The organism is Pseudomonas graminis (assembly GCF_001705435.1).
In the GTDB taxonomy this organism is placed as follows: Bacteria; Pseudomonadota; Gammaproteobacteria; order Pseudomonadales; family Pseudomonadaceae; genus Aquipseudomonas; species Aquipseudomonas graminis_B.
On sequence record NZ_MDEN01000059.1, the window covers coordinates 88539 to 114670 of the forward strand.

At 56.9% G+C, this 26132-nt stretch carries 23 protein-coding genes; 16 read left to right on the forward strand and 7 right to left on the reverse strand.

What is annotated here, in order from left to right:
- Positions 1-2: 2 nt before the first annotated feature.
- Both BBI10_RS08620 and BBI10_RS08625 read right to left on the reverse strand, forming a co-directional pair.
- Positions 3-890 (reverse strand): lysophospholipid acyltransferase, encoded by an 888-nt coding sequence (locus BBI10_RS08620; protein ID WP_065988029.1) that lies wholly within the window; start codon positions 888-890, stop codon positions 3-5.
- 39 nt (positions 891-929) lie between these two features.
- Positions 930-1502: a DNA-3-methyladenine glycosylase I gene (locus BBI10_RS08625; protein ID WP_065988030.1), complete on the reverse strand. Its 573-nt coding sequence runs from the start codon at positions 1500-1502 to the stop codon at positions 930-932.
- A gap of 82 nt (positions 1503-1584) precedes the next feature.
- On the opposite strand from BBI10_RS08625, the gene glyQ reads away from it, so the two are divergent.
- Genes glyQ through BBI10_RS08645 form a run of 4 tightly spaced genes read left to right on the forward strand, consistent with a single transcriptional unit; the run spans position 1585 to position 5980 of the window.
- Positions 1585-2532, forward strand: a complete 948-nt coding sequence (glyQ, locus tag BBI10_RS08630; RefSeq protein WP_065988033.1) for a glycine--tRNA ligase subunit alpha — start codon at positions 1585-1587, stop codon at positions 2530-2532.
- Positions 2529-4583 (forward strand): glycine--tRNA ligase subunit beta, encoded by a 2055-nt coding sequence (gene glyS / locus BBI10_RS08635; RefSeq protein WP_065988035.1) that lies wholly within the window; start codon positions 2529-2531, stop codon positions 4581-4583. Before glyQ ends, glyS begins: the two co-directional genes overlap by 4 nt.
- A gap of 11 nt (positions 4584-4594) precedes the next feature.
- A complete protein-coding gene (gene gmhB, locus BBI10_RS08640; RefSeq protein ID WP_167355781.1) occupies positions 4595-5152 on the forward strand; it encodes a D-glycero-beta-D-manno-heptose 1,7-bisphosphate 7-phosphatase in 558 nt (185 codons plus the stop codon).
- Positions 5153-5209: 57 nt separating this feature from the next.
- The gene (locus BBI10_RS08645) at positions 5210-5980 is read left to right on the forward strand and encodes a lysophospholipid acyltransferase family protein (protein ID WP_065988036.1); all 771 of its coding nucleotides are present in this window, start codon (positions 5210-5212) and stop codon (positions 5978-5980) included.
- Positions 5981-6164: 184 nt separating this feature from the next.
- On the opposite strand, the gene BBI10_RS08650 is transcribed toward BBI10_RS08645, so the two are convergent.
- Positions 6165-7352, reverse strand: a complete 1188-nt coding sequence (locus BBI10_RS08650) for an MFS transporter (protein ID WP_065988037.1) — start codon at positions 7350-7352, stop codon at positions 6165-6167.
- A gap of 341 nt (positions 7353-7693) precedes the next feature.
- Between BBI10_RS08650 and BBI10_RS08655 the strand changes: the two genes are divergently transcribed.
- Both BBI10_RS08655 and BBI10_RS08660 read left to right on the forward strand, forming a co-directional pair.
- Positions 7694-8809 (forward strand): acyltransferase family protein, encoded by a 1116-nt coding sequence (locus tag BBI10_RS08655; protein ID WP_065988038.1) that lies wholly within the window; start codon positions 7694-7696, stop codon positions 8807-8809.
- A gap of 61 nt (positions 8810-8870) precedes the next feature.
- Positions 8871-10019, forward strand: coding sequence for an acyltransferase family protein (locus BBI10_RS08660; protein WP_065988039.1), 1149 nt, complete (start codon positions 8871-8873; stop codon positions 10017-10019).
- A 65-nt stretch (positions 10020-10084) separates the two neighbouring features.
- On the opposite strand, the gene gyrB is transcribed toward BBI10_RS08660, so the two are convergent.
- The 4 genes from gyrB to dnaA are packed head-to-tail and all read right to left on the reverse strand — an operon-like array spanning position 10085 to position 16298.
- Positions 10085-12502 carry a DNA topoisomerase (ATP-hydrolyzing) subunit B gene (gene gyrB, locus BBI10_RS08665; protein WP_065988041.1) on the reverse strand — a complete coding sequence of 806 codons (2418 nt, stop codon included), beginning with the start codon at positions 12500-12502 and terminating at the stop codon, positions 10085-10087.
- A 4-nt stretch (positions 12503-12506) separates the two neighbouring features.
- On the reverse strand, positions 12507-13610 hold the full coding sequence (gene recF, locus BBI10_RS08670) for a DNA replication/repair protein RecF (RefSeq protein ID WP_065988043.1): 1104 nt from the start codon (positions 13608-13610) through the stop codon (positions 12507-12509).
- Positions 13611-13623: 13 nt separating this feature from the next.
- The gene (dnaN, locus tag BBI10_RS08675; protein WP_065988045.1) at positions 13624-14727 is read right to left on the reverse strand and encodes a DNA polymerase III subunit beta; all 1104 of its coding nucleotides are present in this window, start codon (positions 14725-14727) and stop codon (positions 13624-13626) included.
- Between the two features lie 35 nt (positions 14728-14762).
- Positions 14763-16298, reverse strand: coding sequence for a chromosomal replication initiator protein DnaA (gene dnaA / locus BBI10_RS08680; protein ID WP_065988046.1), 1536 nt, complete (start codon positions 16296-16298; stop codon positions 14763-14765).
- A gap of 584 nt (positions 16299-16882) precedes the next feature.
- Here dnaA and rpmH point away from each other — a divergent pair.
- From rpmH to BBI10_RS08720, 10 genes are all read left to right on the forward strand, one after another.
- A complete protein-coding gene (rpmH, locus tag BBI10_RS26530) occupies positions 16883-17017 on the forward strand; it encodes a 50S ribosomal protein L34 (RefSeq protein WP_002551315.1) in 135 nt (44 codons plus the stop codon).
- A gap of 16 nt (positions 17018-17033) precedes the next feature.
- Positions 17034-17435 carry a ribonuclease P protein component gene (gene rnpA, locus BBI10_RS08685; RefSeq protein WP_065988273.1) on the forward strand — a complete coding sequence of 134 codons (402 nt, stop codon included), beginning with the start codon at positions 17034-17036 and terminating at the stop codon, positions 17433-17435.
- The gene (gene yidD / locus BBI10_RS26535; RefSeq protein WP_074886126.1) at positions 17428-17673 is read left to right on the forward strand and encodes a membrane protein insertion efficiency factor YidD; all 246 of its coding nucleotides are present in this window, start codon (positions 17428-17430) and stop codon (positions 17671-17673) included. The genes rnpA and yidD overlap by 8 nt, the downstream gene beginning before the upstream one ends.
- 2 nt (positions 17674-17675) lie before the next feature.
- Positions 17676-19355: a membrane protein insertase YidC gene (yidC, locus tag BBI10_RS08690; RefSeq protein WP_065988047.1), complete on the forward strand. Its 1680-nt coding sequence runs from the start codon at positions 17676-17678 to the stop codon at positions 19353-19355.
- A 78-nt stretch (positions 19356-19433) separates the two neighbouring features.
- Entirely contained in the window at positions 19434-20804 is a 1371-nt protein-coding gene (gene mnmE / locus BBI10_RS08695; RefSeq protein ID WP_065988048.1) for a tRNA uridine-5-carboxymethylaminomethyl(34) synthesis GTPase MnmE, read from the forward strand.
- Between the two features lie 523 nt (positions 20805-21327).
- Positions 21328-23226 (forward strand): tRNA uridine-5-carboxymethylaminomethyl(34) synthesis enzyme MnmG, encoded by a 1899-nt coding sequence (gene mnmG / locus BBI10_RS08700; protein WP_065988049.1) that lies wholly within the window; start codon positions 21328-21330, stop codon positions 23224-23226.
- Positions 23227-23231: 5 nt separating this feature from the next.
- Positions 23232-23867 carry a 16S rRNA (guanine(527)-N(7))-methyltransferase RsmG gene (rsmG, locus tag BBI10_RS08705; protein WP_208600741.1) on the forward strand — a complete coding sequence of 212 codons (636 nt, stop codon included), beginning with the start codon at positions 23232-23234 and terminating at the stop codon, positions 23865-23867.
- Positions 23868-23885: 18 nt separating this feature from the next.
- On the forward strand, positions 23886-24680 hold the full coding sequence (locus BBI10_RS08710) for a ParA family protein (RefSeq protein ID WP_065988051.1): 795 nt from the start codon (positions 23886-23888) through the stop codon (positions 24678-24680).
- A 9-nt stretch (positions 24681-24689) separates the two neighbouring features.
- Positions 24690-25562, forward strand: a complete 873-nt coding sequence (locus BBI10_RS08715) for a ParB/RepB/Spo0J family partition protein (protein WP_065988052.1) — start codon at positions 24690-24692, stop codon at positions 25560-25562.
- A 146-nt stretch (positions 25563-25708) separates the two neighbouring features.
- Positions 25709-26116, forward strand: coding sequence for a F0F1 ATP synthase subunit I (locus BBI10_RS08720; RefSeq protein ID WP_065988054.1), 408 nt, complete (start codon positions 25709-25711; stop codon positions 26114-26116).
- Positions 26117-26132: the final 16 nt, after the last annotated feature.

The following is a 26132-nucleotide window of genomic DNA, read 5'->3' on the forward strand; positions in this document are numbered from 1 at the left end:
GCTCAATACCAGCGCTTCTCACCTTCGGGGCGTTTCTTGAAGCGCTTCATGGTCCACATGTATTGGCTTGGGTAGGCTCGCACGTACTTTTCAACCACCTTGCTCATGGCAGCTGCCGACGTTGCGGTGTCGGTGCTGTACATGTCGTCCGGCGCGGCTTCGAGTACGACTTTGTAGCCAGAACCATCCTCCAGACGCATCGCGTGGAGGAACACGCCAACGGCTTTGCCGCCCGCCAGCATGTTCGGTACGAACTTGCTGGTCAGCGCCATTGTTCCGCAGAAGGGCACGAATATGCCTGCCGACTCAGCGGGTTCCGGGTCCGCCGGAATGCCGACGGCGCCGCCTTTGCGCACTTCCTTGATGACGCTGAGAATGCCTTCCTTGGTCGAGGCTGCAACGCGGTTACCCAACTGGACGCGCTGCTTGCGCAGCAGATCGTCCACGGCCTTGAGCTTGGGTGGCCGGTAGAAAATGATCGGTTTGCACTGGCTGCAGTAGAAGTGGTTGAGCACTTCCCAGTTGCCCAGATGGCTGGTGATACCGACGACGCCCTTGCCCGACGCCAGGGCATCTTTCAACACCTGAAGCCCTTCGACTTCGCGAACCAGATTGATCGACTTCTGCGCCGGCCAGATCCACGCGCAGGCGCTCTCGGTCAGGGTCTTGCCGATGTCCATCAGACTGCGGCCGACCAGTGCTTCGAGCTCTTCAGGGCTCAGTTCGGGGAAGCACTTGGACAGGTTGATGCGCGCGACGTCGCGGGACCGGTTAGGCAACTTCCACATCAGCCAGCCGATGCAGGTGCCGACCCATTGCACTGCGCGCCACGGCAACAGGGCAAACAGGCGCAATGCCCCAACCATCAAGGCGCCTTTGAACTTATCCACAGATCACTCCCGAATACATGAGGCGGCCATTGTAACCGTTCATGGGAGCCGATTATCCACATCACCCGCCAGCTCGGCGTATCGATCACAGTCAACCGTATGATCCATCACCATTCCGGTGGCCTGCATGTAGGCGTAACAGATCGTCGGGCCGACGAAGGTGAAGCCGGCTTTCTTCAGCGCTTTGCTCATCGCTTCGGCCTCGGGCGTAATGGCCGGGACTTCGCTGCGGTCCTTGAAGTGATTGACCTTTGGCTTGCCGCCGACGAATGACCAGACGAACGCAACCGGGTCCTCCAGCCGTAGCCAGGCCAGGGCGTTCTTGCGCGCGGCATTGAGTTTGAGACGGTTGCGCACAATGCCGGGCTCCAGCATCAGCGCTTCGACTTCAGCATCGGTCATCGCAGCGATGCGCTGGACGTCGAAGCCGAACATCACTTCGCGGTAGCGCTCACGCTTTTTCAGGATGGTGATCCACGACAGTCCGGCCTGGAACCCTTCGAGCAACAGGAACTCGAACAGCATCTGCGCATCGCGCAACGGCACACCCCACTCTTGATCGTGGTAGTCCATGTAAAGCGGATCTTCGTTGCACCAAAAGCAGCGTGGCATAGGGCTCCCAAGGGTGGAGGCGCGGCCGAATCGGGTATACTCCCGCTCTTTAAATCGCAGCCCCCCAGTACAGGTGAATTTCGTGAGCCAGCCTACGCCAGCCGTGCGTACCTTCCAAGACTTGATCCTCGCCCTCCAGCAATACTGGGCTGAGCAAGGTTGTGTGGTACTTCAGCCCTACGATATGGAAGTGGGCGCCGGCACTTTCCACACCGCTACGTTTCTGCGCGCCATCGGCCCGGAAACCTGGAACGCCGCCTACGTACAACCGAGCCGTCGTCCTACCGATGGCCGTTATGGCGAGAACCCGAATCGCCTGCAGCACTACTATCAATTCCAGGTCGTCCTCAAGCCCAACCCGGACAACTTCCAGGAGCTGTACCTTGGCTCGCTGAAGCACGTGGGCCTTGACCCGCTCGTGCACGACGTCCGCTTTGTCGAAGACAACTGGGAGTCACCCACCCTCGGCGCCTGGGGCCTGGGTTGGGAGATCTGGCTGAACGGCATGGAAGTGTCGCAATTCACCTATTTCCAACAAGTCGGCGGCATCGAGTGCTACCCGGTCACGGGTGAAATCACCTACGGCCTCGAGCGTTTGGCGATGTACCTCCAAGGCGTCGAGTCGGTCTACGACCTGGTCTGGACTGACGGCCCGTTCGGCAAAGTCACCTACGGCGATGTGTTCCATCAGAACGAAGTGGAGCAATCGACCTACAACTTCGAGCACGCCAACGTCGACAAACTGTTCGAGCTGTTCGATTTCTATGAAAGCGAAGCCGTGCGCCTGATCGAAGTGGAGCTGCCATTGCCGAGCTACGAAATGGTCCTCAAAGCCTCTCACACCTTTAACTTGCTGGATGCCCGTCGCGCGATTTCCGTGACGGCGCGTCAGCAGTACATTCTGCGCGTCCGCACCCTGGCTCGCTCCGTGGCCCAGGCGTACCTGATGGCCCGGGCCAAGCTCGGCTTCCCGATGGCCGCACCCGATATTCGCGATGAAGTGTTGGCCAAGCTGGAGGCTGCGCAATGAGTGCTCAAGATTTTCTGGTTGAACTGGGCACCGAAGAACTGCCACCCAAAGCATTGAATACCCTGGCTGATGCGTTCATGGCCGGTATCGAAAAAGGCCTGCAGGCTGCCGGTCTGACCTACAGCGCCAAGCAGGTCTATGCCGCGCCACGCCGTCTCGCCGTGCTGATTACTCAGCTCGCCACCGAGCAGCCGGATCGCAGCGTCAACCTGGACGGCCCGCCACGCCAGGCAGCGTTCGATGCCGAAGGCAATCCGACCCAGGCTGCCCTGGGTTTCGCCAAGAAGTGCGGTGTTGACCTGAGCGAAATCGATCAGAGCGGCCCGAAGCTGCGCTACAGCCAGAGCATCCCTGGCAAGCCAACGTTGAGCCTGCTGCCGACGATCATTGAAGATTCGCTGAACGACCTGCCGATTCCGAAGCGCATGCGCTGGGGGGCGCGCAGGGAAGAGTTCGTGCGTCCGACCCAGTGGCTGGTGATGCTGTTCGGCGATCAAGTCGTCGACTGCACCATTCTTGCCCAGACGTCCGGCCGTGAATCCCGTGGCCATCGCTTCCATCATCCGGACAGCGTGCGCATTTCGTCCCCTGCCAATTACGCCAGCGACTTGCGCGCGGCCCACGTGCTCGCGGATTTCAACGAGCGTCGTCAGTTGATCAGCAAGCGCGTCGAAGAGCTCGCCACGCAACACGAAGGCACCGCCATCGTGCCGCCGGCATTGCTTGATGAAGTGACTGCGCTGGTCGAGTGGCCGGTGCCGCTGGTGTGCTCGTTCGAGGAACGTTTCCTTGAAGTGCCGCAGGAAGCCCTCATCACCACGATGCAGGACAACCAGAAGTACTTCTGCCTGCTGGATGCCGACGGCAAGCTGCTGCCGCGCTTCATTACGGTCGCTAACATCGACAGCAAGGACCCGTCCCAGATCGTCCACGGTAACGAGAAGGTCGTTCGCCCGCGTCTGACCGACGCCGAGTTCTTCTTCAAGCAGGACAAGAAGCAAAAGCTGGAGACCTTCAACCAGCGCCTGCAGAACGTGGTGTTCCAGGCGCAATTGGGCACGGTGTTCGACAAGGCCGAGCGCGTTTCCAAGCTGGCCGCGTTCATCGCGCCCCGCATTGGCGGCGATGCCCAGCGCGCCGCGCGTGCAGGTTTGCTGTCCAAGTGCGACCTGGCGACCGAGATGGTCGGCGAGTTCCCGGAGATGCAGGGCGTTGCAGGCTACTACTACGCCTTGGCCGACGGCGAACCCGAAGACGTCGCACTGGCGTTGAACGAGCAATACATGCCGCGCGGGGCTGGCGCTGAATTGCCAGGCACGTTGACCGGCGCCGCAGTTGCCATCGCTGACAAGCTCGACACACTTGTGGGCATCTTCGGCATCGGCATGCTGCCGACCGGCAGCAAAGACCCGTACGCACTGCGCCGGGCTGCCCTCGGCATCCTGCGCATCCTGATCGAGAAGAAGCTGGATCTCGATCTGGTCAAAACCGTGCAGTTTGCCGTCGCTCAGTTCGGTGTGAAGATCAAACCTGCCGGTCTGCCGGAACAGGTGCTCGAATTCATCTTCGATCGTCTGCGCGCGCGCTATGAAGACGAAGGCGTCGACGTTTCGGTCTACCTGTCGGTGCGCGCCTTGCAGCCCGCTTCGGCTCTGGACTTCGATCAACGTGTTCAGGCTGTCCAGGCCTTCCGCAAATTGCCTGAGGCTGCAGCACTGGCCGCCGTGAACAAGCGGGTTTCGAATCTGCTGAGCAAGGCGGACGGCAACATCGCCCAGACCGTCGAACCGAAGTACTTCGATAACGCCAACGAGTTCTCGCTGTACTCGGCCATTCAGCAGGCAGATCAGGCGGTAGCGCCGATGTCTGCGAGCCGTCAGTACAACGAAGCGCTGACGCGTCTTGCGGCACTTCGCGAGCCTGTAGATGCCTTTTTCGAGGCAGTGATGGTCAATGCGGAAGACGCTGGCGTGCGAGCCAACCGTTACGCCTTGCTCGCCCGTCTGCGCAATCTCTTCCTCGGCGTTGCCGACATCTCCTTGTTGAGCTGACGGCGGAGCGCATGCCAGTGAAGTTGCTGATTCTCGATAGGGACGGGGTGATCAACCAGGATTCCGACGCCTACATCAAGTCGGTCGAAGAGTGGGTTCCGATTCCTGGCTCTATCGAGGCTATTGCGCAACTGAGCAAAGCCGGCTGGACGGTGGCAGTGGCCACCAACCAGTCCGGCATCGCTCGCGGTTACTACGATCTGGCCACCCTCGATGCCATGCACGCACGCTTGCGTGAACTCGTGGCGGAGGAGGGCGGCGAGGTCGGACTGGTTGTTTATTGCCCTCACGGCCCGGACGCGGGCTGCGATTGCCGCAAGCCAAAACCGGGCATGCTGAAGACCATTGCCCGCCATTACGCCGTGGATTTACGCGGCGTTTGGTTTGTGGGCGACAGCAAGGGTGACCTGGAGGCGGCGGTGGCCGTCGATTCACAACCTGTTCTGGTCATGACCGGCAAAGGTCAGAAGACGCGAAGCGGTGCATTACCCGCAGGCACGTTGGTTTTTGACGATCTGGCGGCGGTTGCCGCAGAACTTATTCACAACAGCGCCCCGTTGAACGGCTAACAGCTCTTCAACGGCTCGCTCAATTCGGGCAATTGCCCCGTAACGGTAAAAGCAGCTATGTCGATTGTGCAGGCCATCAGGATTTTCTTCTTTTACCTGCTGCTGGGCACTACCGCCCTGCTGTGGTGTTCGCTGAGTTTCTTTATTGCACCTTTCCTGCCGTTCCGTCTCCGCTATCGTTTCATCAATGTTTACTGGTGCCGCTGCGCCCTGTGGCTGACTCGCGTGTTCCTGAACATTAAGGTCAACATCACCGGCCAGGAACACATCCCCGACACACCCTGCGTGATCGTCTCCAATCACCAGAGCACGTGGGAGACGTTTTTTCTCTCGGCCCACTTTCAGCCTTTGAGCCAGGTGCTCAAGCGGGAGCTGCTGTACGTGCCGTTCTTCGGCTGGGCCATGGCGATGCTGCGTCCCATCGCCATTGATCGCAATAATCCCAAGGCGGCGCTGAAGGTTGTCGCGAAGAAAGGCGATGAGCTGCTTAAAGATCGGGTCTGGGTGCTGATCTTCCCTGAAGGCACACGCGTACCTTACGGCCAGATCGGAAAGTTCTCGCGCAGCGGTTCGGCGCTGGCAGTAAACGCGGACTTGCCCGTCCTGCCTATCTCCCATAATGCCGGCCGCTATTGGCCGAAAGAGGGGTGGGGTAAGAAGCCGGGCACCATTGAAGTCGTGATTGGCAAACCGATGTACGCAGAGGGCACTGGCCCACGCGCAATCGCTGCGCTGAACGATCGCGTGTCGGCGTGGAACGAGCAAACCCAGCGTGATTTGGGGTCGCCCGCAGTACCTGCGCCAACCCCAGAGAAATCACCGGCCTGAATTGTGGATAACCTGTGCACGAATAAATCGAAATTCGAAAAATTCGGTGCTAACTCGTTAATTTAAATGCTTATTTCCTCCAGCACTTAGCGCGTCCGATGCGTGCATAAGTTTTTTCTTACCGTTCCCCACTGACCTGAAAAGACCCGGTCTTGAGCCTGTGCAGCCAAGACCGTAGTGTGAATCAAGCCGTTCTGGCCGGCGCCGATATTCTCAGGTTGCAGAGCGCCCCCATACCCACCAATACAATCCCTCCGCACGCGGCTGCGACGAATCCCATGGCGGGGGAAACGCTGTCGATCGCGAATCCCACCATCGGCGCGGACAGTGTCTGGCCTATTCGATAAGCCGAATCGTGCAGCCCCATCACTTCACCTCTCACGCTGGAAGGCGCCAGCTTGGCAACCGCTTCCGAGCCTGCAGCCAGCGTCGGCGTGCACAGCAGATTAGTGGGCAACAGCGCGAGCATCAGCCACCACCAGACGTCATCAAAGAACACCACGGGAAGCAGCAGCAGGCTCATTGCCAGGGCAAGTTTCATCTGTGACCACGACCGGTGGACAACACCGTGGACATACCCGCCCACGATGGACGCGATAGACATTGCGGCGATGACATACCCGGTAAAGGCGAGCTGATCGCTGGCGCGCAGCACAGCAATGAGTGCCAACTCGGTGCCATACAGCACGAATAACGCCCCCGCACTGACAAACATGACGGCCAATAAGCGGCCGCTCATCCATGTGCGGAGTTTGGGTCGGACACGATCCGGATTCGCTGCAACCTCGTCCACATTGCGCGTGGGCCAATTCAACACATAGAGCACGACGTAGGAGAGCGCTCGCCAAAGGCCTATGCCCGCCAGAGTGGCTGTCGCCGAATAGGTAGTGATCAACAGAATACCGCTGGCGGGCCCGATGACGAATGAAAGCTCCATAAGCATCATGTTGAGCGAGTACGCAGGCCGGCGCTGATCTTCCGGAACCAGGCTGGCGACGAACTGCCGGGCTAGCGATCCTGTCGGCACGGTAAACAGCCCGGCCACAAACGCCAGAAGCACGTAAAGCCAATAGCTCACCATGGGCAGCAGTATCCAGGCGAGAGTCGACAGTGTTCCGCATACGGCCACCACCGGGCGCAGGCCGTGACGGTCAATCATTCGACCGAGGAGGGGAGAGCCCACCGCGAAGCCAAGTGCGGTCGCCGTCCCCACCACGCCTGCATCAAAATAACTGCCACCCATTTCGTTGAGCACATGCAGGCTCAGGGTGAGGCCCATGATGGTCAGCGGCAGGCCTGCGACGAACATGAACAATGTGGCAGGCAACACTCGAGGGATAGCCAGCACTCTTTGGTATTTACGAATCGACATATGAATGAGGCTCCTTTGTCTTACATCTGTCCTGATGCAACGGGTGGATCGACAGGTATCCGGGTGTTTTGGGCAGTCATCGGTCAATTAGCGCGCAACGACACGGTCTCGCCCAACAAAAGCTATCGATCGAGTTTCATGGCCAAATTATTGGCTGACAAGGCATGCAGGTAATCCGCGTCCCGATTGGAGATGCCAATTAGACGTGCAGCGCCCCCAGTGTATCGTTCAAACTCAAAAACCATTTCCAACCCTCTCGGTATCGCGCGTCCCCGACGGCGTGAGCGTCACAGCGGTGAATGGATCGAACCGGTACGACCCTGACCGCGCGCGGAGGCAGTATGAATACGTTGGGTGACCTGGCGTCCAGACGAAACAACCACTTCAACCTGATCAGATTGCTTGCCGCCACGGCGGTATTGATTTCCCACAGTTACCCTCTTGCACTTGGGCATGATGCGGTTGAGCCGCTCTCTGACTGGATCGGACTGTCCCTTGGTGACGTGGCGGTGATTACGTTCTTCTGCATCTCCGGCTTTTTTATTTCGCTTAGCCGCGATCGGGCGGACAGCACGATGGATTTTTTCACCGCCCGGTTTCTGCGCATCTTTCCTGGATTGATACTTGTGCTGCTGCTGAGCGTATTTCTGATCGGCCCCCTGCTTACGACACTGAGTGCGTCAGAATATTTCAGGTCAGGGGAAACATACGGCTATCTCGCCCACAACCTGACGCTGTTCAGCATGAAGTTTCAGCTGCCTGGTCTGTTCCAGAACAACCCTTGGCCCGGCATCAACGGTTCGCTGTGGACACTCTTTTATGAGGTGGCCCTCTACCTTCTGGTCGGCGCGCTTGGGACAGTCTCCTTCTTCAGTGAAGGCCGGAAATTCACCGGCTTTGTCATGTCTTATGCCGCCCTTTACGTCTCGTTCAAAGCCTTGATGCTGAACAGCGCTTTGGTCAGTGACTTCTACGGCACCGAATCTTTCTTCACGTGGAGCTTGCCGTTCGTGCTGGGCATGTCCTTCTACCGATATCGCCAGCATATCGAGCATCGATTTATCGGCCTCCTGCCTTTTGTCGTATTAGCCGCCTGCACGTGGCGCACAGGATATTTCTTCGAGTGCTTTGTGCTGGCCTGGACGTATCTGATCTTCTACCTCGGGTATGCAACCCAGCCCGCGATAGAGCGTTACAACCAGCTGGGCGATTACTCGTACGGGGTTTATATCTATGCCTTCCCGATTCAGGAAGTAATTGCCCACCTGTTCAAAGGCCTCGGCCCTGGCAGTCTGATGCTGCTCGCCTTCCCACTGGTGTTACTGGCGGCCATATTCTCTTGGCACTTCATCGAAAGGCCATCCATGGCCCGGCGCCGTGAGCTTGCCAAGCGCTTAAGCAGTCGCTTGGACCACATGAAAACTCGTTGGAACACGACCGGGAAAGGTAACGCATGATGACCTACGCCCAGAGGGCGGATCTAAACGCATTCAGCATGGATTCAACAGGGAGTTCGCGATGAAGAGATTTCAAGTGCTGGACGGATTCAGGGGCATCTGTGCACTCAGCGTTGCGGTCTATCACATCCACATGCCACTGAGCTTTGGCGAATGGGCGTTCTTCAGAAATGCTCATTACCTGGTGAGCTTCTTCTTCGTCCTGAGCGGCTTTGTCATGGTCCACACCTACGGCCAGCGACTGGCCACGACCGATCAGTTCAGGCAGTTCTTCATTACTCGCACCTTCCGGCTCTATCCACTGCACGTCTTCGTGCTCCTGTTCGCCATCGCATTGGAGGTCGTGAAGATGGGCGCCGAGCATGCCGGTATAACGTTTAATCAAGCCAGCTTCACCGGGCAGCGAGCGCCTCAGGAAATCATCCCCAATCTGCTGCTGTTGCAATCCTGGTGGCCGGGATTCAACCCCCAGTCGTTCAACTTTCCGGCGTGGAGCATCAGTGTCGAGTACTACATCTACATGATATTCGCGGGGATACTCCTGTGTACCCCGCGCTTCGCCACGGCGATATTTCTCATGACTTCATTGATCGCTACTGTGTGCTTGTCGCTGGGACTTGCCTATCTGATGGAGCCCGCACTGCAGGGGCTGTCTTGTTTCTTTGCAGGTGTGATGACTTACCAGCTCTACCAAGTTATCCACAACAAAACCATGGCCCGCTGGCTGCACACCGTCCTGGAACTTGTCGGCATCTGTTTGGCAGTGAGCTTGCTGGTGAGTGACATTGATCATAAGCAGATCATCCTGATGGTGGTGTTCTGCGTGCTTATGTTGATTTTCTCTTTTGAGGGAGGGGTGATCTCGACGTTGCTGAAGGCTAGCCCATTCGAGAAATTGGGCACGCTGTCGTACTCGATCTACATGACTCATGCGATGGTTCTTTTCGCCTTCACCCTCGCCATGCTTCTAATAGGGAAAGTCACCGGCTTCACGATCGTGACTTATGCTGCTGCCGCCCCAGGTCCACTGCTTTCCTTTCACAATGCAGCAGCTGACAACTCCGTGCTCATCGGTCTGTTAATCGTCATCGTGGGTATATCCGCTATCAGCCATCGGTTCATTGAACTGCGCGGTATCGAATGGGGCAAACGGTTGAGCAGGAGAGGGCGGAACCCAGCGCCGATCAGTCCGATTAAAACAGTGAGCTGAATGCCTAAACGAAAACAGCCCCAATCGATTCACATCGTTGGGGCTGTTTTATTTACGGGTGAACCTTAGAAGTCCAGGTTCGACACTGCCAATGCGTTGGCTTCGATGAAGTCACGGCGCGGTTCGACGGCGTCACCCATCAGTGTGTTGAAAATCTGATCAGCGCCGATGGCGTCTTCGATCGTCACCTTGAGCATGCGTCGCACGCTTGGGTCCATCGTGGTTTCCCACAACTGATCAGGGTTCATCTCACCGAGACCTTTATAGCGCTGAATGGTATGGCGCTTGGTGCTCTCTGCCATTAACCAGGCCAGTGCTTCCTTGAACTCGGTAACCGCTTTCTTGCGTTCACCACGTTGAACGTAAGCGCCTTCTTCCAGCAACGTGCTGATCTGAGCACCGAGTGCAGTGACTGTCTTGTAGTCATTGCTGCCGAAGAAATCGCGGTTGAACGTCACGTAGTTGGACAGGCCGTGGGAGATCAGCTCGACCTCTGGCAGCCATACGTTACGCTCGCGGTCTTCACGCAAGCTGGCCTTGTAGACCAACCCGGACTTCTCACCCACCCGCAGGCGCTCATCAAACTTCGCCAGCCACTCTTGCATGGCCGCATGATCCGACAACTGCTCCATTGGCACAGCCGGCAGATAAACGAAGTGCTCGGTCAGCTCTTGCGGGTACAAACGGGACAGGCGCTTCAAGGTCTTCATGACCATGCGGAAGTCGTGAACCAGTTTCTCCAACGCTGCGCCGGAAATGCCAGGCGCCGATTCGTTCAGGTGCAGGCTCGCATCTTCAAGGGCCGACTGAGTCATGTACTCTTCCATGGCATCGTCGTCTTTGATGTACTGCTCTTGCTTGCCTTTCTTCACCTTGTACAACGGCGGTTGAGCAATGTAGATGTAACCGCGTTCAACCAGCTCCGGCAACTGACGGAAGAAGAAAGTCAGCAACAGGGTACGGATGTGCGAACCGTCGACGTCAGCATCGGTCATGATGATGATGTTGTGGTAGCGCAGCTTTTCGATGTTGTACTCGTCACGGCCAATACCGCAGCCCAGCGCCGTGATCAACGTGCCCACTTCCTGAGATGAGATCATCTTGTCGAAGCGCGCCTTCTCCACGTTCAGGATCTTGCCCTTGAGTGGCAGGATGGCCTGGGTCTTACGGTTACGTCCCTGCTTGGCGGAACCGCCAGCAGAGTCACCTTCCACCAGGTACAGTTCGGAAAGGGCAGGGTCCTTTTCCTGGCAGTCGGCCAGTTTGCCGGGCAGGCCTGCGATATCCAGCGCGCCCTTGCGACGGGTCATTTCACGTGCTTTACGCGCAGCTTCACGGGCACGCGCTGCATCGATCATCTTGCCGACGACGGCCTTTGCTTCGTTCGGGTTCTCGAGCAAGAAGTCAGAGAAATACTTGCCCATCTCCTGCTCAACCGCAGTCTTCACTTCTGAAGACACCAGCTTGTCTTTCGTTTGGGAGCTGAACTTAGGGTCGGGGACTTTGACAGAAATGATCGCTGTCAGGCCTTCACGCGCATCGTCACCGGTGGTGGCGACCTTATGCTTCTTGGCCAGACCTTCCTGCTCAATGTAGTTGTTCAGGTTCCGAGTCAGCGCAGAGCGGAAGCCGACGAGGTGGGTACCACCGTCGCGCTGTGGAATGTTGTTGGTGAAGCACAACAGGTTCTCGTTGAAGCTGTCATTCCACTGCAGGGCAATTTCAACGCCTATGCCATCTTCACGCTGGATGTTGAAGTGGAAGACCTGATTCACAGGCGTCTTGTTGGTATTCAGGTACTCGACGAATGCGCGCAGACCGCCTTCATACTTGAACAGCTCTTCTTTGCCGCTGCGCTCGTCCTTAAGAACGATACCCACGCCGGAGTTGAGGAACGACAGCTCACGAATGCGCTTGGCGAGAATGTCCCAGCTAAAGTGAATGTTCTTGAAGGTTTCAGAGGAGGGCTTGAAGTGAATCTCTGTCCCCGTGGTATCGCTTTCACCAACGATTTGCATTGGCTCTTGTGGAACACCGTGGACGTACGTCTGTTCCCAGACTTTTCCACTGCGGCGAACAGTCAGGTTCAACACCTCAGACAGCGCGTTCACCACTGAAACGCCCACACCGTGCAGGCCGCCGGATACTTTGTAAGAATTATCGTCAAACTTACCGCCGGCGTGCAACACAGTCATGATGACTTCGGCTGCGGAAACGCCTTCTTCTTTATGCACATCGACCGGAATGCCACGACCGTTATCGCGAACAGTGATCGATTCATCCGGGTGAATTATGATGCTGATGTCGTCACAGTGACCGGCCAATGCCTCATCGATCGAGTTGTCTACAACCTCAAACACCATATGGTGGAGGCCGCTGCCATCGTCTGTGTCGCCGATATACATACCAGGACGCTTGCGTACGGCATCGAGCCCTTTCAGCACTTTGATGCTGGTCGAGTCGTACGTTTGGTTTTCGCTCATGCCTTCACTCCCGGTGGTCGTGGGTCTGGGTGATATTGCCGTGTTCCACGTGGAACAAAGCAACTGGCGTTTCCGTCTGCCAGCCTTCCCTCAACAATTCATGATCTACGCAGGTGATAAATACCTGGCAGCGTAATTCTTCCAGCAGGCGACATAGCGCACCGCGGTGATTCTCATCGAGCTCCGATGGCAGATCGTCGACGAGGTAAATACATTGGCCACGACGGGCCGTGCTGACTAAATGTCCCTGCGCAATGCGAAGGGCGCAGACCACGAGTTTCTGCTGCCCACGGGAAAGGATATCCGCCGCGTTGTGTCCGCCTAGCCGTAGGCGTAGATCTGCACGTTGGGGTCCCGCTTGCGTGTGACCCATCTGCTGATCGCGGTAAAGCGAAGATGCCAGCACGTCACTCAGGTTTTTTTCCTTGTCCCATCCTCGATAGTAACTAAGCGTCAGCCCATCGATCTGAACAAGCTCACTCAGGGTTTGCTCGAACACAGGTTTCAACGCTTTGATATAAGCGCGCCGAAACTCATCAATTTCATCGCTAGCAAGACACAGCTCACGGTCCCAAGCGGCCTGCGAAGCGGCGTCAAGTGTACCATGCCGAAGCCACGAGTTCCGCTGCCTCAGGGCCTTCTGGAGCCGCTGCCAAGTCGACATGAAACGAGGTTCCACGTGGAACACTCCCCAATCCAGGAACTGACGACGAATTTTAGGAGCACCTTCAAGGAGCCGAAAGCTGTCGGGGTTGATCAGTTGCAGCGGCAGAGTTTCGGCAAGTTGCGCGGCGCTTTTGGCGTTCTGGCCGTCGATACGAATCTGGAAATCTCCCTGGCGATCGCGGGAAATGCCAAGGCTGCTGTGGCCGCCTTCGGCGAGTTCTACCTGGCCAAAGACTGTGCACGCAGGTTGCTCATATTGAATGACCGGCTGCAGCCGTACACTGCGGAATGAGCGCGCCAAGCCGAGAAGGTAAATCGCTTCAAGGACACTGGTTTTCCCACTTCCGTTAGCGCCATACAGGATGTTGATGCGGGGAGAAGGAGAGAAGGTCACCGGGTGCAGATTGCGCACCCCGGTGACCGAGACGCGGCTAAGAGACATTGATCAACTGCTGTTACAGACGCATCGGCATAACGACATAGGCCGAGTCGTCATTACCGGATTCCTGCACCAAAGCACTGCTGTTGGAATCAGAGAGGATCAGACGGACTTGCTCCGTGGTCATGACACCCAGTACGTCGAGCAGATAGCTCACGTTGAATCCGATCTCGAGAGAGCTGCCATTGTAGTCGACGCTGATTTCTTCCTCGGCCTCTTCCTGCTCGGGGTTATTCGCTTGAATCTTCAACTGACCGTTGGCCAGTTGTAGGCGAATGCCCCGGTACTTCTCGTTCGAGAGAATCGCGGTACGGCTGAACGCTTCCCGCAATGCCTGACGATCACCTACGACGAGCTTGTCGCCGCCCTTTGGAAGTACTCGCTCATAGTCTGGGAATTTACCGTCGACCAGCTTGGACGTGAACGTGAACTCACCCGTGGTTGCACGAATGTGATGTTGACCCAATACGATACTGACCAGGCCATCTTGCTCGGTCAGTAACCGGGCCAATTCCAGGATGCCCTTACGCGGCACGATCACCTGATGACGGTCAGCCTGCTCGATCTCGGCGGCCATGGAGCACATCGCAAGACGGTGCCCGTCGGTTGCAACCGCGCGCAGAATGCCCGACTGAACCTCAAGCAGCATACCGTTAAGGTAGTAGCGAACGTCCTGCTGGGCCATTGCAAAGCTGGTGCGCTCGATTAACCGGCGCAATTTGCTTTGAACGAGGCTGAATGTAAGCGAACCCGGGCCTTCTTCGACGGTAGGAAAGTCGTTGGCAGGCAGGGTCGAAAGCGTGAAACGGCTGCGGCCCGCTTTGACGATCAGCTTCTGCTCGTCGAGCTTGATGTCGATGAGCGCATCATTCGGAATACTTTTGCAGATGTCCATCAGCTTGCGCGCAGGAACCGTGATCTCGCCAGGCTCTGCAGGCTCTTCCAACTGCACGCGGCCGACCAGCTCGACTTCGAGGTCAGTACCAGTCAAAGACAGCTGCTGGCCCTCCACGACCAGTAGCACGTTCGACAGAACCGGCAAGGTCTGACGGCGTTCAACGACGCCCGCGACCAGTTGCAGGGGTTTCAACAGGGCTTCGCGTTGAATGGTGAAATGCATGGTCTAGTCCCTTGCCTTGATAAGCTGCGTCGGCATCACGTTGTCAAAGTCCGCAGCAGGTTCTTGTAGTCCTCGCGGATGTCCGCATCGGATTCTTTAAGCTCATTGATCTTCCGGCACGCGTGCAAGACCGTCGTGTGGTCCCGGCCGCCAAACACATCGCCGATTTCAGGAAGGCTGTGATTGGTCAGCTCCTTTGACAAGGCCATCGCCACTTGCCGCGGTCGCGCAACAGACCTGGAGCGGCGTTTGGAAAGCAGGTCGGAGATCTTTATCTTGTAGTACTCAGCAACAGTCCGCTGAATGTTATCCACACTCACCAGTTTGTCCTGCAGCGCGAGCAAATCTTTCAGCGATTCACGGATCAGCTCGATCGTGATGTCCCGACCCATGAAGTGTGAGTGAGCGATGACGCGCTTCAGCGCACCCTCAAGCTCACGCACATTGGAGCGGATTCGCTGCGCGATAAAAAATGCGGCGTCGTGAGGCAGATCGACTTTCGCCTGATCCGCCTTCTTCATCAAAATCGCCACGCGTGTTTCAAGTTCCGGTGGCTCGACTGCCACCGTCAGACCCCAGCCGAAGCGTGACTTGAGCCGCTCTTCAAGGCCTTCGATTTCCTTGGGGTAGCGGTCACTCGTGAGAATAACCTGCTGACCGCCTTCGAGAAGGGCGTTGAAGGTGTGGAAAAACTCTTCCTGAGAACGTTCCTTACGCGCAAAAAATTGAATGTCATCAATCAATAGTGCGTCGACGGAGCGATAGAAGCGTTTGAACTCATTAATGGCATTGAGCTGTAGCGCCTTGACCATATCCGCCACGAATCGCTCGGAGTGCAGATACACGACCTTGGCGTTAGGATTCTTCTTGAGCAGGTGGTTACCCACAGCATGCATCAAGTGGGTTTTACCCAGACCCACACCTCCATAAAGGAAGAGTGGGTTGTACCCATGCTTGGGATTGTCAGCTACCTGCCAGGCAGCAGCCCGCGCCAGTTGGTTCGATTTACCTTCGACAAAGTTCTCGAACGTGAAGGTCCTGTTCAGATAGCTGGTGTGCTTCAGCGCTCCCTCAACCTGAACATTACGCTGCTCGGCGCGCGCAGGAGCTTGCTGAGAACTGGCGCCAGCCATTGGATCGAAGCTCGCCCTGGAAGGCTCATCCTCGACATTCAATGAGGTTTGAATCATCGGAGCAGGTGTCGCTACGGACTGCGGCGCTCGTGCTGCAGCCGGTGCTTCGCTGGTGGCTGCCAACTCGGCGGCCTGAGAAGCGGCAGCGGCTGCTGCAAGCGGAGCGTTCGGAGCGGCGCGTGGAGCAGAGCTGCGCTTGCTGCCTATTAATAAGGACAGCGCCGGCGCAATTCCCAGGCCATGCTCGCCCAGCAACTCGAGCAATCGACCCAGGTACTTTTCATTCACCCAGTCCAGCACAAATCGGTTGGGCGCATACACGCGCAATTCGTCGCCTTCAGCTTCAACTTGTAAAGGTCGGATCCAGGTGTTGAATTGCTGGGCAGGCAGCTCATCGCGCAAAAGCTCAACGCATTGCTGCCAAAGTTCCACTGACACAAATATCCCCTAGATTCTGAAGCCGGCGTGGCAAAAACAAGCGGCCATTGTAACCACCCGTAGCTGACTTATCCACACGAAGGTAGAGCCCCAGCGCACGAAAGCCTGCAAAAAGCGCCTAAAAAGACGACAGCCGGTGGATAGTTAAGCTCTGTGGATAACTGAGGGTTAGCTCTCTGCATAACGATGGGTTGAAGTCTGTGGATAAAGCAGCTGTGGATAACTGACCTTTCTATGCACAGCTTGTCGCCAGCTGTCACACAGCTGCGGCACTGCTTGTGGACAGACTTTCATCCCTCTGTACATCAAGCAGTACGTGGTCTGCAGCGGTTTATCCACAGAAATCCTCTCCCTAAGCTTTTATAAGCTTTACAAAGAAGCTTTAAATACCTTCCTTCTTTATTTCTATATCTACGTCCCAAGAATGTAACGACGGATAGATCGCTGTCGACGAAATGGACCCAGGAACTAAATGCAAGAAACATTGGTTGGAAATTGACCTGCGAGCCCGCTTTCTCTAGAATCCCCGGTCTCTTAAAACGGGGGCCATTCCGGCCCGTTGTGGACGAACCAGGTAACACGCCATGAAACGTACTTTCCAACCCAGCACTATCAAGCGCGCTCGCACCCACGGTTTCCGTGCTCGTATGGCCACCAAAAACGGTCGCGCAGTTCTTTCGCGTCGTCGCGCCAAAGGCCGTAAGCGTCTGGCAGTTTGATTAATCGGCACAGGTGGTGAGTCAGGACTTCAGTCGGGAAAAGCGTTTGCTGACACCCCGGCATTTCAAGGCAGTCTTTGACTCCCCCACCGGCAAGGTTCCGGGAAAAAATCTCCTGCTCCTTGTGCGCAACAACGACCTTGATCATCCCCGTCTAGGGCTGGTGATCGGGAAGAAGAGCGTGAAGCTCTCCGTCGAGCGCAACCGTTTGAAACGCCTGATGCGTGAGTCGTTTCGCCTTCACCAGGACAACCTGGTCGGATGGGATATCGTCGTCGTTGCACGCAAAGGCTTGGGTGATATTGAAAACCCCGAATTGATTCAGCATTTCGGCAAGCTCTGGAAACGTCTGGCGCGCAGCCGGCCCGATCCCGAACTTAAAACCGAAACTGCGGGGGTAGACAGTACTGATGCGTAAACTGGCGCTCGTTCCGATCCAGTTTTACCGCTATGCCATCAGTCCTCTGATGGCCAGTCACTGTCGTTTCTACCCCAGTTGCTCCTGCTACGCGTACGAGGCCATTGAAAATTATGGTCTGGTGCGCGGTGGCTGGCTGACCTTACGTCGCTTAGGTCGGTGTCATCCGTGGAATCCCGGTGGTTATGACCCGGTTCCACCTGCTCCCACCTCCCGTTCCTCTTCGATGGCCGAGTAATCATGGATATTAAACGCACGATCCTGATCGTCGCCCTGGCAATCGTGACCTATGTCGGTGTCCTGAAATGGAACCAGGACTATGGTCAGGCTGCCTTGCCGACTCAGAATGTTGCTGCCAACACCAATACATCCGCTATTCCTGATGCTCCGCAAGGTTCAGCGACTGCCAATGCAGACGTTCCTAGCGCTACCGGCGAAGTGGCTGCGCCGGCGGAAATGCCGGTGGCTACCAGCAAAGATCTGATCCAGGTGAAGACAGACGTCCTTAATCTGGAAATCGATCCGGTCGGCGGCGACGTGGTGCAGCTTCGTTTGCCACTTTATCCACGCCGTCAGGATCATCCCGAGATTCCTTTCCAGCTGTTCGATAACGGCGGCGAACGGATCTTTCTCGCTCAGAGCGGTCTGACTGGCGCAAACGGCCCTGATGCCCGAGCCACTGGTCGCCCGGTCTACTCGGCTACGCAGAAAAGCTACCAGTTGACTGATGGTCAGAACGACTTGGTCGTCGACCTGAAATTCAGCGACGGCGGCGTCAACTACATCAAGCGCTTTACGTTCAAACGCGGTCTGTATGACCTGACCGTTTCTTACGTGATTGACAACCAGAGCGCCCAGCCTTGGAACGGTAACCTGTTCGCACAGCTGAAACGTGATTCGAGCGCTGACCCATCCTCGACGACTGCCACTGGCACGGCCACCTATCTGGGGGCTGCGATGTGGACTCCTTCGGAGCCTTACAAAAAGGTTTCCATGAAGGACATCGACAAAGGTTCGGTGAAGGACACCGTTCAGGGTGGTTGGGTTGCCTGGTTGCAGCATTACTTCGTGACCGCCTGGATTCCGAACAAAACTGATAGCAACACCGTCACCACCCGTAAGGACAGTGCCGGCAATTACATCATCGGTTTCACAGGCCCGGCACTGACAGTCGCACCGGGCGCAAAAGCCGAGACCACTACAACGCTTTACGCCGGGCCGAAGAGTCAGGCAGTCCTGAAGGAGTTGTCCCCAGGTCTGGAATTGACGGTGGATTACGGGATTCTGTGGTTTATTGCCCAGCCTATTTTCTGGCTTCTGCAACATATCCACAGCATCGTGGGCAACTGGGGCTGGTCGATCATCTTCCTGACCATGCTGATCAAAGGGCTTTTCTTCCCTCTGTCGGCGGCCAGTTACAAGTCGATGGCACGCATGCGTGCAGTCGCTCCGCGCCTTGCCGCGTTGAAAGAGCAGCATGGCGACGATCGTCAGAAGCTTTCTCAGTCGATGATGGAGCTGTACAAGAAAGAGAAGATCAACCCGTTGGGTGGATGCTTGCCGATTCTGGTACAGATGCCTGTGTTCCTGTCGCTGTACTGGGTACTGCTTGAAAGCGTCGAGATGCGCCAGGCGCCGTGGCTGCTGTGGATAACCGACCTGTCGATCAAAGACCCGTTCTTTATTCTGCCGATCATCATGGGCGCTACCATGTTCATCCAGCAGCGTTTGAACCCGACACCGCCGGACCCGATGCAGGCCAAGGTCATGAAGCTGATGCCAATCATCTTCACGTTCTTCTTCCTGTGGTTCCCGGCTGGTCTGGTGCTGTACTGGGTTGTGAACAACACCTTGTCCATTACCCAGCAGTGGTACATCACCCGCAGCATCGAAGCGAAAGCCAAGAAAGCTGAAGCCTGATCTATCCTGTTAACAAGTTATTCAAAACGCCCCCTAGTGGGGCGTTTTGCTATCCGTCGGTTGTCCAGGAGTCGGTCCATGAATGTTCTGTCAGAAACCATTGCGGCCATTGCAACGGCTCCAGGACGAGGAGGCGTGGGTATCGTCCGTATTTCCGGCCCGAAAGCTTGCAAATGCGCCGAGATGATTCTTGGCAAATTGCCACAGCCTCGTTACGCACATTACGGCGCTTTCAAGGGAGAAAGCGGCGAAGTGATTGACGAGGGTATTGGTCTGTATTTTTTAGGACCTCACTCGTTCACCGGGGAGGATGTGCTCGAGCTTCAGGGGCATGGCGGGCCTGTGGTTCTGGATATGTTGCTGCAGCGTTGTGTGCAGCTGGGGTGCCGCCTGGCACGGCCGGGTGAATTCAGCGAACGCGCATTTCTCAATGACAAGCTTGACCTGGCCCAAGCCGAGGCGATCGCGGACCTCATTGAGGCGAGTTCTGCGCAAGCTGCGCGTAACGCCTTGAGGTCGCTGCAGGGTGCATTTTCCCAGCGAGTGCATGAGCTCACTGAGAAACTCATCAGCCTGCGCATTTACGTTGAAGCGGCCATCGACTTTCCAGAGGAGGAAATCGACTTTCTCGCGGACGGTCACGTGCTGACCATGTTGGATAACGTACGCAATCAGTTATCCACAGTGTTGCATGAGGCCAATCAGGGAGCGTTACTCAGGGATGGCATGAATGTGGTTATCGCCGGCAGGCCCAATGCCGGTAAATCCAGTCTCCTGAATGCACTGGCGGGTAAAGAAGCGGCGATCGTAACTGAGATTGCCGGCACAACCCGGGATGTCCTCCGTGAACATATCCACATTGACGGGATGCCACTTCATGTTGTGGACACTGCCGGTCTGCGTGATACCGACGATCAGGTGGAAAAGATAGGCGTTCAACGCGCGCTTCAGGCGATTGGCCAGGCAGATCGCATTTTGTTGGTGGTCGATGCAACGGCGCCCGAGGCCAGCGATCCCTTTGCACTGTGGCCAGAGTTCCTCGATCAACGGCCTGACCCGGCCCATGTCACCCTGATTCGTAACAAGGTGGACTTGAGCGACGAACCAGTGGAACTGGTGACCAGCGTCGATGGCCACGTGACCATCAGCCTGAGTGCAAAGGCCGGTGGGGAAGGTGTGGAGCTTTTGCGCGAGCATCTGAAGGCGTGCATGGGGTATCAGCAAACAGCCGAGGGAAGCTTCAGTGCACGCCGGCGCCATCTTGAGGCGTTGCACACGGCAAGTGCTTCTCTCGAGCATGGACGCTCGCAGCTGACCTTAGCCGGCGCGGGTGAGCTACTTGCCGAGGACCTGCGCCAAGCCCAGCAGTCCCTTGGCGAAATTACCGGCGCCTTCAACTCGGACGACTTATTGGGGCGGATTTTCTCCAGCTTTTGCATCGGCAAATAGCACCACGCCCTATCCCCAGGCAGGTCAATCTCTCCGGACCTGCCTCATATCGATTCACTCATCCCATTTTTCGTGACTTCCGATCAGCGCGCCGGCGGATAAGTGCACCTCGAATTTAACCGTTCAGCACCTGAATGCTCGGATAAGCCCTGTGTATAACCGCAACTGAGCTCGGTTGATAAACAGGCATCAGACCTGAGGATAATCGTGCCTGTGGACAACTGGTCATTTAATCCACAGGCTTAGACCCGTTATCCAAGGGTCTCTTGGTCACATGGACACAGGGTTTTGATTCTCTGTACAGCACGTAGATAAAGGCCCTCATGACTTTATCCACAGAAAGGGTGCTCAGTAGAAATAAACATAAAAACAAAGATCTTATAAATTTCTTTCTTTTTAATTTCTATAACCGCTATTCATCCACAGCTGGTTAGATTTTGCGCAACGGGTTTCTTAAGGGGGGGTAAGTCCCTATACTTGCCGCCATTCCTATTCCCCCCAATCAACAGGCACGAGGTGCGTGGTGGATTTCCCTTCCCGTTTTCAAGTGATCGTCATCGGCGGCGGTCATGCCGGTACCGAGGCAGCACTGGCGTCCGCACGTATGGGTGCTACCACCCTGCTGCTTACGCACAACGTGGAAACCCTCGGCCAAATGAGTTGCAACCCGGCCATTGGTGGCATCGGTAAGAGTCATCTGGTCAAAGAGATCGATGCGCTTGGCGGAGCAATGGCAACGGCCACTGACAAAAGTGGTATTCAGTTCCGCGTGCTCAATGGCCGCAAAGGCCCAGCTGTCCGGGCAACGCGTGCCCAGGCTGACCGGGTGTTGTACAAGGCGGCGGTCAGGGAAATTATTGAAAACCAGCCCAACCTCTGGGTATTCCAGCAGGCATGCGATGACCTGATCGTTGAGCAAGACCAGGTGCGCGGCGTAGTGACTCAGATGGGCCTGCGGTTTATGGCCGACTCCGTGGTTCTCACCACGGGTACCTTTCTGGGCGGACTTATCCACATTGGTCTACAGAACTATTCAGGCGGTCGCGCCGGTGATCCGCCATCCATTGCGCTTGCACGCAGGCTCCGTGAGCTACCGCTGAGAGTGGGTCGCCTGAAAACGGGCACACCTCCGCGCATCGATGGCCGATCCGTGGATTTCTCGGTGATGACCGAACAGCCTGGGGATACGCCGATCCCGGTGATGTCGTTCATGGGCTCAAAGGCTCAACACCCGAGCCAGGTCAGTTGCTGGATTACTCACACCAATTCCCAGACCCACGAAATCATTGCGGCCAATCTGGATCGGTCGCCGATGTATTCTGCTGCCGGGGAGATCGAAGGGGTCGGCCCGCGCTATTGCCCGTCGATTGAGGACAAGATCCATCGTTTTGCCGACAAGGAAAGCCATCAGGTGTTTATCGAACCGGAAGGTTTGACGACCCATGAGCTTTATCCAAACGGTATATCGACCTCGCTGCCGTTCGATGTACAGCTCCAGATCGTCCGGTCTATTCGCGGGATGGAAAACGCCCACATTGTTCGGCCTGGCTATGCCATCGAGTACGACTACTTCGACCCGCGCGACCTGAAGTACAGCCTGGAAACCAAGGTTATCGGTGGTTTGTTCTTTGCAGGCCAGATCAACGGTACGACCGGTTACGAAGAAGCCGGTGCGCAAGGTTTGCTCGCCGGTGCCAACGCGGCCCTCAGGGCTCAAGGCAAGGACAGCTGGTGTCCGCGTCGCGATGAAGCTTACATCGGCGTGCTGGTGGATGACCTGATTACGCTGGGCACACAAGAGCCGTACCGGATGTTCACCTCGCGCGCCGAATACCGGCTGATTTTGCGCGAAGACAACGCGGACTTGCGTCTGACTGAACAGGGTCGGGCGCTGGGGTTGGTCGACGACGCCCGCTGGGCGGCGTTCTGTGCCAAGCGTGAGGGCATCGAGCTGGAAGAACAACGCCTGAAGTCCACCTGGATTCGTCCGGGTACCGAGCAGGGCGATGCGGTCTCGGCGCACTTCGGCACGCCATTGACCCACGAATACAATCTGCTGAATCTGCTGAGCCGCCCCGAAGTGGATTACGCCAGCCTGGTTGCGCTGACCGGCCACGGCTCGCCTGACCCGCAGGTCGCTGAACAGGTCGAAATCAAGACCAAGTACGCCGGTTACATCGACCGTCAGCAAGATGAAATCACTCGTCTGCGTGCCAGCGAAAATACTCGACTCCCTGCTGACATCGACTACACCGGGATTTCCGGTCTGTCCAAAGAAATCCAGAGCAAGCTGGGGATAACTCGTCCGGAAACCCTAGGCCAAGCCTCGCGGATTCCCGGCGTTACCCCGGCGGCGATTTCTCTGTTGATGATTCATTTGAAAAAACGCGGCGCGGGCCGTCAGTTGGAGCAAAGCGCTTGAGTTCGATGGTTTCCCCGCAGCACGCAGAAGAGCTGACGCTCGGCGCTCGAGAGCTCGGCGTCGATTTGAGCGAGAGCCAACATAGTCAGTTGCTGGCGTATCTGGCCTTGCTGATCAAGTGGAACAAGGCCTACAACCTGACCGCAGTTCGTGATCCGGATGAGATGGTCTCTCGCCATCTGCTGGACAGCTTGAGCGTGGTGCGTTTCATCGAAGGTGAGCGTCAGCTGGATGTCGGCAGTGGCGGCGGGATGCCGGGTATCCCGCTGGCCATCCTGTTTCCAGAGATGAAAGTCACCGTGCTGGACAGCAATGGCAAAAAGACTCGGTTTCTGACGCAGGTCAAACTCGAGCTGGCGCTGGCCAATCTTGAAGTTATCCACAGCCGTGCCGAAGCATTCCAGCCTGAGCTGCCGTTCAACGGGATTATCTCCCGCGCTTTCAGCAGCCTGGAAGACTTTACCCAGTGGACTCGGCACATGGGCGACGGTGAAACGCGCTGGTTGGCAATGAAGGGTCTGCATCCGGTGGATGAACTGGTAGCATTGCCCGCAGATATTCATCTGGAAAGCGCGCAAGCCTTGGCCGTACCCGGTTGCCAAGGTCAACGGCATCTGCTGATACTGCGCCGCACGGCATGACAGGGAACACACGCAAGAATGGCTAAGGTATTCGCGATAGCGAACCAAAAAGGGGGGGTGGGTAAGACCACAACCTGCATCAACCTCGCGGCTTCGCTGGTGGCTACCAAGCGTCGGGTGCTGTTGATCGATCTCGATCCGCAAGGCAATGCCACCATGGGCAGCGGTGTGGATAAGCATGCGCTCGAGCATTCGGTCTACGATTTGCTGATTGGCGAATGCGACCTGAATCAGGCCATGCACTTTTCCGAACACGGGGGCTATCAGCTGCTGCCGGCAAACCGTGATTTGACGGCTGCCGAGGTGGTCCTGCTCGAAATGCAGATGAAGGAATCGCGTCTGCGTTCGGCACTGGCGCCCATCCGCGAGAATTACGATTACATCCTCATCGACTGCCCTCCATCGCTTTCGATGCTGACGCTGAATGCGCTGGTTGCGGCCGATGGCGTCATTATCCCCATGCAGTGCGAGTATTTCGCGCTCGAAGGTTTGAGCGACCTTGTGGATAACATCAAGCGCATCGGTGAGTTACTCAACCCTCAACTCAAGATCGAAGGCTTGCTGCGGACCATGTACGACCCGCGGCTCAGCCTGATCAACGATGTTTCGGCGCAGCTAAAAGAGCACTTTGGCGACCAGCTGTACGACACCGTTATCCCGCGCAATATTCGACTGGCTGAGGCGCCCAGCTTCGGCATGCCGGCGTTGGCGTACGACAAGACATCTCGCGGCGCGCTGGCTTACCTGGCGCTTGCGGGCGAGATGGTCCGTCGCCAACGTCGCGGCAGTCGTGCCGCGGCCCAGCCCACTTAAGGAAATTCCATGGCCGTTAAGAAACGTGGACTCGGACGTGGGCTGGACGCACTGCTGAGCAGCCCCACCGTCACCGCCCTGGAAGAACAGGCGGTGAAGGCCAGTGAGCGCGAGCTTCAGCACATTCCGCTGGACCTTATTCAACGAGGCAAATATCAGCCACGTCGTGATATGGATCCCCAGGCATTGGAAGAACTGGCGAACTCGATCAAGGCGCAAGGGGTGATGCAGCCGATCGTGGTCCGTCCGATTGCTGACAACCGCTTCGAAATCATCGCAGGAGAGCGCCGCTGGCGCGCGAGCCAGCAGGCAGGGATCGAAACCATCCCTGCCATGGTGCGCGACGTGCCTGATGAAGCGGCCATCGCGATGGCGCTGATCGAGAACATTCAGCGCGAGGACTTGAATCCGATCGAGGAAGCGATTGCACTGCAGCGTCTGCAGCAGGAATTTCAGCTGACCCAACAGCAAGTGGCCGAGGCGGTGGGTAAATCGCGAGTCAGCGTCGCGAATCTGCTGCGACTGATCGCATTGCCGGAAGCGATCAAGACAATGCTTTCCCATGGTGATCTGGAGATGGGCCACGCCCGTGCGCTGCTGGGTCTACCCGAAGATCAGCAGGTTGATGGGGCGCGACACGTTGTCGCACGCGGTCTGACTGTGCGTCAGACCGAGGCACTGGTTCGCCAGTGGCTCAGCGGGAAGCAGGACGCTGCGGAGCCAGTGAAGGCCGATCCTGACATCACACGTCTGGAGCAGCGCCTCGCCGAGCGGCTGGGCTCCGCGGTGCAAATCCGCCATGGACAGAAGGGCAAAGGTCAGTTGGTTATCCGTTATAACTCTCTGGATGAGCTGCAGGGTGTGCTCGCCCACATTCGCTGAAACAAATCATGCGTAGCGCGTAGTCGGAAATCACTACCTGGCAGTTGAATAGGGGCTGAACCGCCCCTATACTCTGCGCGCATTTTGTCGGCACAATTTATGCCAAGTTATTGATTTTGGCGGCCGGCTCACGAGGAGCCCATGTGATGGAGACACGCACGCCAAACCGCTTGCCATTCCATCGCCTGGCTGTTTTCCCGATCTTGCTGGCTCAGTTGATTGTCCTTCTCGGGGCTGCGCTGGCGCTTTGGCAGTGGCATGGTGTCGTGGCCGGGTATTCGGGGCTTTGCGGAGGCCTGATAGCCTGGCTGCCGAATTTGTATTTTGCTCATAAGGCATTCCGGTACTCCGGGGCCAGGGCAGCGCAGGCCATCGTTCGGTCGTTCTACGCCGGCGAGGCAGGCAAGCTGATTTTTACGGCAGTGCTTTTTGCACTGACGTTTGCAGGAGTAAAGCCGCTGGCTCCGCTGGCGGTTTTCGGCGTATTCATACTGACCCAACTGGTCAGTTGGTTTGCGCCCCTGCTACTGAAAACAAGACTTTCGAGACCTTAGGGCGTTTGAGGCAACC

Coding starts and splice junctions, on each gene's coding strand:
- BBI10_RS08625 (WP_065988030.1), bottom strand. CDS start 1,502: ATGCCACGCTGCTTTTGGTGCAACGAAGATCCGCTTTACATGGACTAC.
- glyS (WP_065988035.1), top strand. CDS start 2,529: ATGAGTGCTCAAGATTTTCTGGTTGAACTGGGCACCGAAGAACTGCCA.
- gmhB (WP_167355781.1), top strand. CDS start 4,595: ATGCCAGTGAAGTTGCTGATTCTCGATAGGGACGGGGTGATCAACCAG.
- BBI10_RS08645 (WP_065988036.1), top strand. CDS start 5,210: ATGTCGATTGTGCAGGCCATCAGGATTTTCTTCTTTTACCTGCTGCTG.
- BBI10_RS08650 (WP_065988037.1), bottom strand. CDS start 7,352: ATGTCGATTCGTAAATACCAAAGAGTGCTGGCTATCCCTCGAGTGTTG.
- BBI10_RS08655 (WP_065988038.1), top strand. CDS start 7,694: ATGAATACGTTGGGTGACCTGGCGTCCAGACGAAACAACCACTTCAAC.
- BBI10_RS08660 (WP_065988039.1), top strand. CDS start 8,871: ATGAAGAGATTTCAAGTGCTGGACGGATTCAGGGGCATCTGTGCACTC.
- gyrB (WP_065988041.1), bottom strand. CDS start 12,502: ATGAGCGAAAACCAAACGTACGACTCGACCAGCATCAAAGTGCTGAAA.
- recF (WP_065988043.1), bottom strand. CDS start 13,610: ATGTCTCTTAGCCGCGTCTCGGTCACCGGGGTGCGCAATCTGCACCCG.
- dnaN (WP_065988045.1), bottom strand. CDS start 14,727: ATGCATTTCACCATTCAACGCGAAGCCCTGTTGAAACCCCTGCAACTG.
- rpmH (WP_002551315.1), top strand. CDS start 16,883: ATGAAACGTACTTTCCAACCCAGCACTATCAAGCGCGCTCGCACCCAC.
- yidD (WP_074886126.1), top strand. CDS start 17,428: ATGCGTAAACTGGCGCTCGTTCCGATCCAGTTTTACCGCTATGCCATC.
- yidC (WP_065988047.1), top strand. CDS start 17,676: ATGGATATTAAACGCACGATCCTGATCGTCGCCCTGGCAATCGTGACC.
- mnmE (WP_065988048.1), top strand. CDS start 19,434: ATGAATGTTCTGTCAGAAACCATTGCGGCCATTGCAACGGCTCCAGGA.
- rsmG (WP_208600741.1), top strand. CDS start 23,232: ATGGTTTCCCCGCAGCACGCAGAAGAGCTGACGCTCGGCGCTCGAGAG.
- BBI10_RS08710 (WP_065988051.1), top strand. CDS start 23,886: ATGGCTAAGGTATTCGCGATAGCGAACCAAAAAGGGGGGGTGGGTAAG.
- BBI10_RS08715 (WP_065988052.1), top strand. CDS start 24,690: ATGGCCGTTAAGAAACGTGGACTCGGACGTGGGCTGGACGCACTGCTG.
- BBI10_RS08720 (WP_065988054.1), top strand. CDS start 25,709: ATGGAGACACGCACGCCAAACCGCTTGCCATTCCATCGCCTGGCTGTT.